The 12,428-nt window shown below is 64.9% G+C and carries 10 protein-coding genes; 2 read left to right on the top strand and 8 right to left on the bottom strand.

Annotation, left to right across the window (positions count from 1 at the left end):
• Nucleotides 1–38: 38 nt before the first annotated feature.
• From EPL00_RS13165 to EPL00_RS13145, 5 genes are all read right to left on the bottom strand, one after another.
• Complete coding sequence (locus tag EPL00_RS13165; RefSeq protein ID WP_135854617.1) at nt 39–1,466, bottom strand: S8 family peptidase; 1,428 nt, start codon at nt 1,464–1,466, stop codon at nt 39–41.
• Nucleotides 1,467–1,625: 159 nt separating this feature from the next.
• A complete protein-coding gene (locus EPL00_RS13160; RefSeq protein ID WP_135854616.1) occupies nt 1,626–2,786 on the bottom strand; it encodes an ABC transporter ATP-binding protein in 1,161 nt (386 codons plus the stop codon).
• A gap of 46 nt (nt 2,787–2,832) precedes the next feature.
• Nucleotides 2,833–3,774 (bottom strand): carbohydrate ABC transporter permease, encoded by a 942-nt coding sequence (locus tag EPL00_RS13155; protein WP_135854615.1) that lies wholly within the window; start codon nt 3,772–3,774, stop codon nt 2,833–2,835.
• Entirely contained in the window at nt 3,771–4,787 is a 1,017-nt protein-coding gene (locus EPL00_RS13150) for a carbohydrate ABC transporter permease (RefSeq protein ID WP_135854614.1), read from the bottom strand. Before EPL00_RS13150 ends, EPL00_RS13155 begins: the two co-directional genes overlap by 4 nt.
• A gap of 27 nt (nt 4,788–4,814) precedes the next feature.
• Nucleotides 4,815–6,200, bottom strand: a complete 1,386-nt coding sequence (locus EPL00_RS13145) for an ABC transporter substrate-binding protein (protein WP_135854613.1) — start codon at nt 6,198–6,200, stop codon at nt 4,815–4,817.
• Nucleotides 6,201–6,622: 422 nt separating this feature from the next.
• Between EPL00_RS13145 and EPL00_RS13140 the strand changes: the two genes are divergently transcribed.
• Both EPL00_RS13140 and EPL00_RS13135 read left to right on the top strand, forming a co-directional pair.
• Nucleotides 6,623–8,038 carry a class II fumarate hydratase gene (locus EPL00_RS13140; RefSeq protein WP_135854612.1) on the top strand — a complete coding sequence of 472 codons (1,416 nt, stop codon included), beginning with the start codon at nt 6,623–6,625 and terminating at the stop codon, nt 8,036–8,038.
• A 130-nt stretch (nt 8,039–8,168) separates the two neighbouring features.
• Nucleotides 8,169–8,561: a hypothetical protein gene (locus EPL00_RS13135; protein WP_135854611.1), complete on the top strand. Its 393-nt coding sequence runs from the start codon at nt 8,169–8,171 to the stop codon at nt 8,559–8,561.
• Between the two features lie 50 nt (nt 8,562–8,611).
• Here the strand turns inward: EPL00_RS13135 and EPL00_RS13130 are convergent, their stop codons facing one another.
• The 3 genes from EPL00_RS13130 to EPL00_RS13120 form a co-directional block, all read right to left on the bottom strand.
• A complete protein-coding gene (locus tag EPL00_RS13130; RefSeq protein ID WP_135854610.1) occupies nt 8,612–9,313 on the bottom strand; it encodes a TMEM165/GDT1 family protein in 702 nt (233 codons plus the stop codon).
• 238 nt (nt 9,314–9,551) lie between these two features.
• On the bottom strand, nt 9,552–10,271 hold the full coding sequence (locus tag EPL00_RS13125) for a hypothetical protein (protein ID WP_135854609.1): 720 nt from the start codon (nt 10,269–10,271) through the stop codon (nt 9,552–9,554).
• 80 nt (nt 10,272–10,351) lie between these two features.
• Nucleotides 10,352–12,280 (bottom strand): ABC transporter ATP-binding protein, encoded by a 1,929-nt coding sequence (locus EPL00_RS13120; protein ID WP_135854608.1) that lies wholly within the window; start codon nt 12,278–12,280, stop codon nt 10,352–10,354.
• Between the last annotated feature and the right edge of the window lie 148 nt (nt 12,281–12,428).

Below are 12,428 nucleotides of genomic sequence, written 5' to 3'. Positions count from 1 at the left end.
AGGCCCGATAGCCTGACGAAGGCGGAATCGTCGCGTCGCTACCGAGCGCGCTTGACCAGACGGCGGAGGTCGAGGTGGCCCGCGCCGTGGTAGGTCTCGCCACCGGGCGCGTCGTTCGCGGTCTCCTTGATGAGATTCTCGACTTCGGTCGCGCTGGCGTCGGGGCGAAGCGAGCGCACGAGCGCGATGGCACCCGTAATCTGGGGTGCAGCCATCGACGTACCGGCTTTCCACCCGTAGCTGGGTTCGATCTCGCCGTTCTCGTTCGTCTCGTAAACCGTCGAGAACACGAGGTCGTAGTACCAGCCCTCGACTTGGTCGATTGCTTCGGGGTCGTAGTTCCCGCCTGCCGCGCTCACGTCCACAGCCTCGCCGTAGTTGGTGTAGTTGGCGGGTTGGGCCGTCGATTTCTCCAACTTCTTCAGCGCCTTGTCCTCGCGGCTCTTCTTCTTGTCGTCCCAGAGGTAGCCGATGGGACCGGTCGCGGCGACGCCGAAGATGCCCTCGACTTCGGTCGGGAGGCTGAGGACGCCCTCTTGGTCCATGTCGAGCGCGTCGTTACCCGCGGAGTTGACGATTATCATGTCCTGCTCGCGAGCGTACTCGGCGGTGCGCCGGTACATCTCCTTCACGTCGAGGAGGAACGGGTACTCGTCGGGGTAGACGTACGGGAGCGGGTAGCCGAGGCTGATGTTCGCGGCGTCACAGTCCTTGTTGGCCGCGTCCACGAGCGCCGCGATGGTGTCGCCCGTCGCACCCGCCACGCCGGAGAAGACCCGGTGGGAGAGGACTTCGGTGTCGGGCGCAGTGCCGAGGACGCCGTCGCCGCCGTCGTTGGTCGCCGCGACGGTGCCCGCGACGTGGGTGCCGTGGTCGCCCGCGCCGTTCGGTCGGAAGTCGTAGGGGTCCGTGGTGAAGTTCTCCGATAGCTCCTCGTTGACGACGCCGTCGAGGTCTGGATGGTCGTAGACGCCCGTGTCCACGACCGCGACGCGGGTCCCCTCGCCGGTCGTCGTGTCTTGGACCGTCCGGCCGTTGCCGGGGTTCTCGGTCAGGTCGCCGACGCGCTGGGCGCGCTTGTCCCACTGGAGTTCGGTGTTCGTAGGCGCGCCGCTGTCCCACGCCGGGCCCGAACTCCCGCGGCCCTTCGCCGGGTGTTCTTTCACCGGGCCGCCGTCGGGTGTCTGGTCGTGCTGGTAGACCGCCAAGTCGGCCACCGTCGAGGCCGAACCGGGTACCGCGCCGGGGTCGCCACGCGCGGCGAGTACATCTATCTCCGAGATGTCGTGGATTATCTCCACGTCGTCCGGAATCTCGCTGCGCGATACCTCGCGGAGGTCCACGAGGAAGCGTCGGTCCGGCCCGCTCGCGCCGCCGTCCGCGCTCGCGCCGCCCGTCAACAGCGCCGCACTGCCGACCGCTCCACCAGCCGCCTTGAGAAACGTCCGTCTGCTATGGTCTGACATTCCATCCTCATCCTTGGGAGACACATACTTAATATTTAGCATAAACGGCTGTAAATACCTCTTCCGTTCTACTAATTTATCCAATAATATCTCCGATACTGGATCGTCGTCGAGTACGGACGGTCGGTTCGACTGACTGTCCTGAAAAAAGGGACCGACTCAGAAGTTCGGCTGTGCGACTTCCGTCCGGTTGAGTTCGCGGTTGTGCAGCGACTCGCCCGTCTCGCGGTCGAAGACGTGAATCGCCTCCTCGGGAATCCGCGCGACCACGGTCTGGCCGCTCTCGACGTTTCGCAGGCCCGAGACGGTGGCGACGAAGGTCTCGACCTCGCCGCCGGACCCTACCGCCTCCGCGTCGGCGAAAGTCAGGTAGACGTTGTTCTCGTCGCCCATCGGTTCGACCACGTCCACGGTCGTCTCGAACTCGTGGGGACCGTCGCCCTCCGCGGCGAGTTCGATGTCCTCGGGCCGGATGCCGAGGACGAGTCGCTCGTGGCCCTCCACGTCGGCCAGCAACTCGTCGGAGAGGAGATACTCGAACTCGTCGGCGACGAGGCTCTCGCCCCGCAGGTCCACGTCGAAGAAGTTCATCGACGGTTCGCCGATGAACCCCGCGACGAAGACGTTGGCGGGTTCGTGGTAACACTCCAGCGGCGTGCCGACCTGCTGGAGTTCGCCGTCGTTCAGGATGGCGATGCGGTCGCCCATCGTCATCGCCTCGGTCTGGTCGTGGGTGACGTACACCGTCGTCACGCCGAGGTCCTCCTGCAACCGCTGGAGTTCCGTCCGCATCTGCGAGCGGAGCTTCGCGTCCAAATTGCTCAGCGGTTCGTCCATCAGGAACACCTCGGGGTCCCGGACGATTGCCCGACCCAGCGCGACGCGCTGTTGCTGGCCGCCCGACAGCTCGCCGGGCTTGCGGTCGAGCAGGTCGCCGATGCCCATCATCGCGGCGGTCTCCTCGACCTGCGTCGCTATCTCGTCGTCGGGCATGTCGGTGGACTCCTCCAGTCCGAAGCTCATGTTCTCCCGCACGGTCATGTGGGGGTAGAGCGCGTAGGACTGGAACACCATCGCGATGTCGCGCGCGGTCGGCGGTTCGTCGGTGATGGAGTGGTTCCCGAGTCGGATGTCGCCCTGCGAGACGGTTTCGAGACCGGCTATCATCCGCAGGGTGGTCGATTTGCCACAGCCCGAGGGACCGACCAACACGAGGAACTCGCCGTCCTCGATTTCGACGTGAGCGTCGTCCACCGCCACGATGCGGCCCCCGTCGTCCTCGAACCACTTGGTCACTCCGTCTAACGTCAGTTCGGCCATCGTTTCGTCCTCCGTCGTAGAGTAGTGTAAGTGTTTGTCATGATTCTCAGGCCTCTCCGGCAACTCCCTTTGCGAACTGTTCGCCGAACAGGACGTACACCAGCAGCGTCGGCAGAGCCGCGACGAACGCGCCCGCCATCTGCGTGTTGAACGACTCCACGATGCCGCCGGTGAGGCTGTTGAGCGCGATGGTCACCGGCGCGGCCGCACCGCCGCCGGACGGCAGGATGACCAGCGCAAACAGCAGGTCGTTCCAGACCTGCGTGAACTGGTAGATGAGCGTCACCGCGAACATCGGTTTCGACAGCGGCAGGACGATGTTGCGGTAGATGCTGTAGACGCTCGCGCCGTCGAGTCGCGCGGCCTCTATCATCTCGTGGGACAGCGACTGGTAGTAGCCTCTGAACAGCAGGAACGTGATGGGAATCCCGTACGCGGTGTGCGTGACGATGAGGTTGATGATGCTCGCGTAGTGTTCGTGCATCAGCGGCAGGCCCCAGAGGAACGACAGCAGTTCCTGCGTGTTCACGATGGCGTAGAGCCGCGATAGGGGCACCAACACCGCCTGATACGGGATGAAGATGCCCGCGATGAACAGCGCGACCAGCGCGGTCTGGTACTTCCAGTCGATGGTCGTCAGCCCGTAGGCCGCGATGGACCCGAGCGTCGCCGACAGCACCGTCGCCGGAACCGCCAGCAGGAGGCTGTTGACGAGCGCGTTCGACATGGCGTCGAACGCGATTTCCCACGGCTCGACGGTGAACCCGCCGCCGAAGGGCGGCAGGAACGGCACGGTCCGATTGAACGCGTCGGTCGTCTTGAACGCGGTCATCAGGCCCGCCTCCAGCGGCGCGAGGTAGAACGCGACGAGTCCGAGGAGCAAGGCGTACAGCGCGGCCCGTCGCCCGTCGGTGTCTCTCACTCGCCGCTCGATTCGCTCCCGTCTGGTGTGGTCGTCCGGATTCGGACTGGCTGGCGCGCCGCTCATAGTTCTCCTCGTCGGTATTCGCTGTAGAGGTACGGTGCGACCACCGCCAGCGCCATGCCGAACAGCACGATGGCGATGGCCGACCCGTACGCCCAGTTGTTCGACCCGAACGCCTCGCGGAACATCATCGTGGCGAGGATGTCGGCGGCCGGGCCGGGGTTGTTGCCGAACATCACGTAGAGGAAGTCGAAGGCCTTCAGCGCGAACACCATCAGCACCACCGCGGCGCTCATGGTCGAGGCCCGAAGCTGTGGCAGGATGACCCGCCAGTACATCTTCAGGCTACTCGCGCCGTCGACCTTCGCGGCCTCGTAGTGAGCGGTCGGAATCGCTCGAAGCCCCGCGAGGTACACGACCATCGCGTACCCCGAGAACTGCCAGATGAGCGCGAAGATGACCGCCGCCAGTTTCGTCTCGGGGTTCGAAATCCACTGTAAGGTGAGGAAGTCCAGCCCCAACTGGCGGAGCGTGACGTTTATCATCCCGATTTCGGGATTGTACATCCACGCCCAGAACTTCGCGGTCACGACGAACGACAGGCTCATCGGTAGCAGGTAGACGATGCGGAAGGTGTTCTCGAACCGTATCTCTTGGTCCACGAGGATGGCGAGCAGGAGGCCGACGACGAGACAGACTCCCGTGAACGCCACCAGCAGGACCAGCGTGTTCTGGGCCGCGGTCCAGAACGACGGGTCCGAGAACGCCTCCCGGTACATTTCGAGGTCGAACTCCGAAATCTTGTACTCCGGCAGCAGTAGCCCCTCGAAGTCCGTCAGCGAGATGACGAGGTTCCACCCGATGGCCCCGTAGACGAAAAAGCCCATCAGCAGGAACGGCGGGAGCCAGAACGGCATCGACCGGAGGAAGTCGCTCGACAGGAGCGACCGGCCGGTTCCCGTCTCGGACTCGGCGGACTCGCCCGTAACGGTGGCTCCGCCGTCGGTCCGAACCTCGCCCGTCTCGTCGCCGTTCCGGGGGGTTATCCGTCGGAGTGCGTCTTTGAGTCGTTGCATGTGAAAAAGGGACAGTCGGAATCGACTTCAGTTGAACGCCTGCGTCAGTTGCTGGTAGGTGTTGTCCACGTTCCAGTTCGAGATGAAACTCGCCATCGCGTCGCTGATGTTGCTCTTGGGGTCGGGCGCGATAGCGAGGCCGTGTTCGATGGACTGGACCTGCGAGTCGGAGTTCTGGAAGTCGTCCATCTGTCGGGTGAGGAACGGCCCGAACGCGTCGCTCGGCACGTCGGTCCGGGGCGGAATCGACCCCTTCTTGGGGTTGAACCGCTCTTGGGCGTCGACGGAGCCGACGTACTGCAGGAACTTCGTCGTCGCCTCGGGCGAGGGGTTGTTCGTCGGGAAGGGGAACGAGTCCATGTTGAGCGCGTAGACGCCCTCGGTTCCGGGGAACGGAACGTGACCCCAGTCGTCCTCGAACTCGAAGCCGTCCTGTCCGCGGTACATCCCCGCGGCCCAGTCGCCCTGATGGAAGAAGGCGGCCTCGCCGTTGAGGATTTTCTGGTTGGCCTCGGTCCAGCTCACGGAACCGGCGTCGTCGTTGACGTGTTCGGTGTAATCGACGACCGTCTGGAGCGAGCTTTTGACCGCCTCCTCGTTGTCGGCGACGTTACCCTCCGCGAAGGAGTTGTACGTCTCCACGTCGTTCTCGCCCAGCAGGACCGTCGCCCAGAGCTGCGTGGTCGACCACGCCGAGGAGGTCTGGTGGGCCATCCCGACCGCGTCCGTCTCGGACTCGACGGTCTCCATCGCCGAGACGAGGTCGCCGGGCGTCTCGATGGAGGCGGGGTCTACGCCCGCGTCCTCGACGACCGAGACGTTGTAGAACAGGTTGTTGATGCGGTGGATGTTCAGCGGCACCGTCACGAAGTTCCCGCCGGGGCGAGCCGCCTCCTTCGGGCCTTCGAGGTAGGCGTCCTTCATCCCGTTCTGCGACCAGACCGAGTCGCCGATGTCTTCGAGCTTGTCCGCCGCCACGTACGGCTGGAGGTTCGCGCCCGGCCACGCCTGCCACGAACTGGGCGGGTTGTTGTTCAGCACGCGCTTCTTGATGACCGTTTCGAGGTTCTGGCCCGCGCCGCCGGAGACCGGGTTCTGGTTGACCTCGATGTCGGGGTACGCCTCCGCGAACCCTTCGAACAGCGCCTCGACCGCCGCGGCACCGTCGCCGCCGGTCCACCAGTGCTGGACCTCCAGCGTCTCGTAGTTCGAGGACTCCTCGGTGGTGGTCTCCTCACCGTCGTCCATCGACTCGGTGGTCTCGTCCGACCCGGAGTCGGTAGTCGTCGTAGACTCGCCCTCACCGCCACCGCCCATACAGCCAGCTAGTCCGGTGACGCCGATAGTACCCGCACCGGCCGCCTTGATGTAATCGCGCCGAGAAACGTCGGAACCTTCGTTGGCATCTGTCATACTGTGAGCCTAAACGAAAACATCTCCCACCAGCCTCTTAAACGTTGTTGAAATTAATGCAAGACCGAGTAAATTGTTACTCAGTGACACACGGGTCGGTAGAAGGTCCTGTTCGGTAGCCCCTCGCCGTTGGAAGTATATGGGCAGGTAAATTTACTTGAGGTCGTATCGGAACGATAGCTTGTCGGAAAACGAATAGTAGTGGGGCTGAAACGGCTTATTAGATGTCAAGTAATCCAGAACTATAACCGAAACGACCGACTCTCGCGTTCGTTCCGACACTCCACCGAGAAAATTCGACCGTTCGGACCGGTTCCTGTTTCCGGTCTCGGTTCTCACCGTGGGCGCTTCGCCTCCCTCGTACCCGACGACGAGACCGAGTGCGCACGATATTTATCTGCGGGTGATGGACCTTCGAACGGATGACTAACGACGAGGACTACCGGACGGAGGAGGACAGTCTCGGAGAGATGCAGGTCCCGGCCGACGCCTACTGGGGCGCACAGACCCAGCGCGCGCTCCAGAACTTCCCCATCTCGGGCATCACGTTCGGGCGGCGATTCGTCCGCGCGCTCGGCGTCGTCAAGAAGTCGGCCGCGCGAGCGAACCGCGACCTCGAAATGATTCCGGAGGAGAAGGCCGACGCTATCGTGGAAGCCGCCGACGAGGTCATCGCGGGCGACCACGACGACCAGTTCCCCGTGGACGTGTTCCAGACCGGGAGCGGGACCTCCTCGAACATGAACGCCAACGAGGTCATCGCCAACCGCGCCACCGAAATCTACGGCGGCGAAATCGGGAGCAGGGAGATTCACCCCAACGACCACGTGAACTTCGGCCAGTCGTCCAACGACGTGATTCCGACCGCGATGCACGTCGCGTCGCTGGAAGCCGTCGAGAAGGACCTCCTGCCCGCGCTCGACTCGCTCCGGGAAGCCCTCGCCGCGAAGGAGGGTGAGTTCGACGGCGTGGTCAAGACGGGCCGCACCCACCTGCAGGACGCCACCCCGGTCCGACTCGGACAGGAGTTCGGCGGCTACCGCACGCAGGTCGAGAAGGGTCTCGCGCGTCTGGACCACGTTCGGGACCACCTCTCGGAACTCGCGCTCGGCGGTACCGCAGTCGGCACCGGCCTGAACACCCACCCCGAGTTCCCGGAGAAGGCCGCCGAGTACATCTCCGAGGAGACCGGCGTGGAGTTCCGCGAGGCCGACGACCACTTCGAGGCCCAAGCCGCTCACGACGCGATGTCGGAGGCCCACGGCGCGCTCCGGACCATCGCTGGCTCGCTGAACAAGATAGCGAACGACCTGCGTCTGCTGGCGTCCGGCCCCCGGAACGGACTCGGCGAACTCGAACAGCCCGAGAACCAGCCCGGTAGCTCCATCATGCCCGGCAAGATAAACCCGGTCGTCGCCGAGGCGGTCAATCAGGTCCACAAGCAGGTCGTGGGCAACGACGCCGCCGTGAGCGCCGGGGCCGCCGAGGGCCAAATCGACCTCAACCTCTACAAGCCGGTGTTGGCGCACAACTTCCTCCAGTCGGCCGAACTGCTGGCCAACTCCGCGGAGGTCTTCGGCGAGAAGTTCGTCCGGAAACTGGAAGCCAACGAACAGCACTGCGAGGAGCAGGTCGAACAGAGCATGGCGCTCGCCACCGCACTCAACCCCCACATCGGCTACGACAAGGCCAGCGACGCCGCCAAGACCGCCCTGAAGGAGGGCAAGACGGTCAAGCAAGTCGTCGTGGAGAAGGGGTATCTCAGCGAGGAGGAGGCCGACGAGGTCATCGACCCCGAGAAGATGACCCACCGCGGTATCCTCGGAAGCGACGACTGAGAACGGCGACCTCCCGCCGACGTTCTCGCTTTTCGTAGCGTGGCGCGCCATCGGCCGCTAACTCGGCCACGAAATCCGCGCGCTCGAATCGCCCACCAGTCGTTTCAGACAGGCTACCGTGTCTCTCTCCATGTCCGACCGTGACACCGCGACCTTCGACATGACGCGCAACGAGGCCCGCGTAGTCATCGCCGCGCTTTCCGACGAGGAGATGACTTCCTCCGGTGACCGGGGGATGCGCCTTCAGAACGTGCAGGACCACCTCGCGGCCGAGTTCGACTTCGACGAACACCGCGGCGTCGAGAAGGGCGAGATGGCCGCCGGGGACGACACGGGATGGCTCGACAACGACTCCATCTTCGGCGGCAACGACCCCGACGACACCGAGGAGGTCGAACTGTCCCGCGCGGAGGCCGACGCCGTGACCGACGCGCTCGCCGGGTTCGAGTTGGACGAGAGTCACGAGAACGCGGGGACCGCCGAGGACGTACGCCAGCGAATCGCCGACTCGTTCGATTCGTAACCGCGGCGGGGTCCGCTCGCCGCCCGGCCTGAGTCTCGTCCGGCCCGAGTTCAGAGCGGGAGCGCGGCGGTGAGCGCACCAGCGACGGAGCCGACGACGGTCTCCCAGACCGAGAAGCCGGTGAAGATGGACAGCACGGTGTCGAGACCGAAGAACAGGAACAGCACCGCCCCGGCGTAGTGGGCCTTCCGCACGTCGAACTTGTGCGAGAACGTGTGGAAGAAGAAGGCGTTGGCGAGGCTGACCGGGATGATGGCCAGCATCTCGCCCGCCCAAATCGCGGGAGTCGCGCCGTACTGGGCCGCCAGACCGATGGTGACCAGTTGGGTCTTGTCGCCGAACTCACCCGTGACCATCATCACGAAGATGGGGAGGAAGCCGCCGAGGGCGTCGGGGACCTCGCGGCCGAACACCGACACGTCGAGGTCGCCCGTGCCCATCATTCCGCCGTCGGTCTCGGCGGGGGTCTCGCCGCGCTCGGGGGCCGACCGGACGAGGAGGGCCGCGAAGACCAGAAAGAGCGCCGCGGTGAACGCGTCGAGGTAGACACCCGGAAGCGCGCCCTTCAGCGCGCTCCCGAACCAGATTTCGAGCGCGGTCCACCCGGCGAAGGCGCTTCCGGCGGCCGCGACGACGACCCACGGGTTGTATCGCGTCGAGAGGCCAGCGATGATGAACTGGACCTTCTCGCCCGGAAGCACCGCCAGTTGCGCCGTGAACGCGACCACCGTGATTTCGAGCCAGCCGGTCATCGAGTCGTCACCTCCGCGGCCGCACGTAACGGAACCGTCTGCGACGCGAGCGTGGGAAGGAAGCGCATCGTTGCTAAAAATTAGATACGTCTAAACTAAAGTACCTTTCCTTCTAATCAGTTTTTCCCGATTCGGAGTCGAGACTGCGACTCGCGACGACTGCGATACCCTACCGACTCGGCGGAAAAAAGCGACGCGGCCGCCTCGACGGAGGCGGCCAGCCTCCGACGCATCCGGGCTACTGGTTGCGACTGGCTTCGAGGTAGAGGTGCCCGAGCGCGAGACCGAAAAGCGGGAGGAGGACCGCGCTCATCCCGGCGGAGACGACGCCGCCGACCAGCGTGTACGGGCCGAGCGTGTTCGTCGCGACGTTCGACAGGCCGACCGAGACGAAGTAGACGAGGCTGACCCCGAATATCTTGGTGACGTTCCCGCCGCCCGCGCGCCACCCGGCTTTCAGGCTGGCGAGCGGACCCTTCCCGTCCACGACGCAGGCCGGGAACGCCAACAGGAATCGGTGAAAGAGGTAGACGCCCGGCAGGACGAACAGGACGAGTCCGACCGCGGTGAGTATCCCCACCGGGATAGCCACGGCGACGAGCGCCGGAACGCGCTTGGCGACCGGGACGAGGTGGTCGCCGAGCGGTCGCGTTCGGTTCGCCACGGCGTCCGCCGAACTGGCGTACGCGACGCCCCAGACCACCGCGATGGCGAGGAGGTAGACGAGATACAGCGCCCAGACCCACGTCGCGACTTCGGGGAGCTCACCTGACGCTGGCGCAGAGATGCCGACGAGCGCGACGACCGAGAGCGACGCGACGGCGAGCGCGAAGCCGACGAGTTCGAGGCGGTCGGTCAGCGCCTCCCACGACCACAGGAGCGTGTCACCGACTCCGAGGGTGCGGACGTGAACGTCGTCGGTCGGTTCGACCGATTCGGGATGTCGTTCGGTTCCCATCGGTTCCCCGGTTAACAGACGGTTGATATAAATTCCGGGGGTGTGCGGGAATCGGGGACTCCCCGCTTCGCTCGCCCGACCTACTCCGCCTCGCCGCCACCGATGCCCTCGCGGGCGACGCGGGCGCTGGCCTCGCGGACGAACTCGTCGGGCAACTGCTCGATTTCGCCCGCCTGCACCCGCCAGAGGTTCGCGTAGAGACCGCCCTCGGCGAGGAGGTCCTCGTGGGTGCCCCGCTGGACGATGCGGCCCTCCTCGACGACGAGGATGGTGTCGGCGTCCCGGACCGTCGAGAGCCGGTGGGCGATGACGAAGGTGGTGCGGTCGGCCGCGAGTTTGTCGATGGACTGCTGGATGAGCATCTCGGTCTCGGTGTCCACCGCGGAGGTGGCCTCGTCGAAGATGAGGATTTCGGGGTGTTGGAGGATGGTCCGCGCGATGGCGACGCGCTGGCGCTGGCCGCCCGAGAGCTTGACGCCCCGCTCGCCGATGTCGGTGTCGTACCCCTCCGGGAGGTTGGTGATGAACTCGTGAGCCTCGGCGCGTTTCGCGGCCTCCTCGACCTCGTCGCGGTCGGCGTCGAAGTGGCCGTACTCGATGTTCTCCCGGACCGTGCCGTCGAACAGGAAGTTGTCCTGTCCGACGTAGCCCATCGACCGGCGGAGGCTGGACAGCGTCACGTCCCGAACGTCGTGACCGTCGATTTCGATTTCCCCGTCGTCCACGTCGTAGAGGCGCAGGAGAAGTTTGACGATGGTGGTCTTGCCCGCGCCGGTCGGGCCGACGACGCCGACGGTCTCGCCCGGTTCGACCTCGAAGTCAACGTCTTCGAGGACCGTCTCGTCCTCGTAGCCGAAGGTCACGTCCCGGAACCGGACTCGGCCGCGGACCGATTCGAGGTCGATGGCGTCGGGCGCGTTCTCGACGCTCGCGGGGAGGCTCATCAGCCCGAGGATGCGCTTGGTCGAGGCCCGCGCGTCCTCGTATCGTTCCACGATGGTCCCCATCTGGGCGAGGGGATTGACCATCCGCTGAGTCAACAAGAGGAACGTGACTAGACTACCGACCGAGAGGTCGCCCGAGAACGGACCCGGCGGCCCCTCCAGAATCCAGACGCCGCCGACGACGAACGTGGCGATGAACGCCAGCGAGGTCAGCGCCTGCAAGCCGGGCCGGTAGACGAAGCTGAGTCGGAGCGCGAGCCAGTCCAGCCGGAAGTACTTGTAGGAGTGGTCCTCGACGCGGTCGTCCTCGTACTCCTCGGTGTTGCTCGCCTTGATGACCTGAATCCCGTTGAGGTTGTTCTCCAATCTGCTGTTGAGGTCGCCGATGGACGAGCGCACGTCGGCGTATCGCTCCTCGGCGAGTCGGGTGTACCAGTAGGTGAACAGCATCGAGAGGGGGATGACGACGAGGGTAATCGCGGCGAGTTGCGGGTTCAGCCACAGCAGGACGACCGCGGTTCCCAACATCAGGACGCCCAACTGGATGGCCTCGCCCATCATCGAGTCGAGGAACTGCTCCAGTCGGTTGGTGTCGTTGCTCAGAATCGAGATGAGTTCGCCGGTCTGCATCTCGTCGAAGAATTCCATGTCGAGTCGCTGCATCTGCTGGTAGGTCGCGGTCCGGACCTCGTGTTTCACCCGGTGGGAGAACAGATTCAGCGAGGTCTGGCGAACGAAGTTGAGGACGGCCTGCCCGACCATCGCCACGCCCATCAGGACGATGGCGAACCAGAACTGGTCGGCGGTCTCGTTCGGAAGCCACGCCGCCGGGACGCCGGGCAGTGCGAACGCTTGGTTGTCCCGGAAGACGGCGTCGATGGCGACGCCGAGGACGACCGGCGGGACCAGCGAGAGGAAGCGCGCTCCGATACTCGACAGGATGCCGACCGCGAACCAGCGGCGACTCCCCTCTCCGTAACGCCGAAACAGCTGTATCAGCGGATTCTCTACCTCTTGGCGGTGTTTCTCGACGTACTCGGCGTCGATGGCTTCGTCGGTACTCATCGAACTCGGTAATCTTCGAGAGATATTGCCAGCCAAGTGAAAAGGCTTGCCGAACCAGCATGCGTGTCCGACTTCCGGTCGCTCGACCGGCCACCGAGGACGAGGAGTCCGCCAGCGACCCGGACGAGGAGTTCGTCACGGACGAAGA

Origin of the sequence: Halorussus salinus, assembly GCF_004765815.2 — an archaeon.
Taxonomy (GTDB): Archaea; Halobacteriota; Halobacteria; order Halobacteriales; family Haladaptataceae; genus Halorussus; species Halorussus salinus.
The sequence above is the reverse complement of the archived record's forward strand: the minus strand, read 5'-3'. Positions and strand labels throughout refer to the sequence as shown.

Bases quoted from the DNA above. Each gene is read 5' to 3' on its own strand.
- EPL00_RS13140 (WP_135854612.1), top strand. From the start codon at position 6,623: ATGACTAACGACGAGGACTACCGGACGGAGGAGGACAGTCTCGGAGAG.
- EPL00_RS13130 (WP_135854610.1), bottom strand. From the start codon at position 9,313: ATGACCGGCTGGCTCGAAATCACGGTGGTCGCGTTCACGGCGCAACTG.
- EPL00_RS13160 (WP_135854616.1), bottom strand. From the start codon at position 2,786: ATGGCCGAACTGACGTTAGACGGAGTGACCAAGTGGTTCGAGGACGAC.
- EPL00_RS13150 (WP_135854614.1), bottom strand. From the start codon at position 4,787: ATGCAACGACTCAAAGACGCACTCCGACGGATAACCCCCCGGAACGGC.
- EPL00_RS13155 (WP_135854615.1), bottom strand. From the start codon at position 3,774: ATGAGCGGCGCGCCAGCCAGTCCGAATCCGGACGACCACACCAGACGG.
- EPL00_RS13135 (WP_135854611.1), top strand. From the start codon at position 8,169: ATGTCCGACCGTGACACCGCGACCTTCGACATGACGCGCAACGAGGCC.
- EPL00_RS13145 (WP_135854613.1), bottom strand. From the start codon at position 6,200: ATGACAGATGCCAACGAAGGTTCCGACGTTTCTCGGCGCGATTACATC.
- EPL00_RS13120 (WP_135854608.1), bottom strand. From the start codon at position 12,280: ATGAGTACCGACGAAGCCATCGACGCCGAGTACGTCGAGAAACACCGC.
- EPL00_RS13165 (WP_135854617.1), bottom strand. From the start codon at position 1,466: ATGTCAGACCATAGCAGACGGACGTTTCTCAAGGCGGCTGGTGGAGCG.
- EPL00_RS13125 (WP_135854609.1), bottom strand. From the start codon at position 10,271: ATGGGAACCGAACGACATCCCGAATCGGTCGAACCGACCGACGACGTT.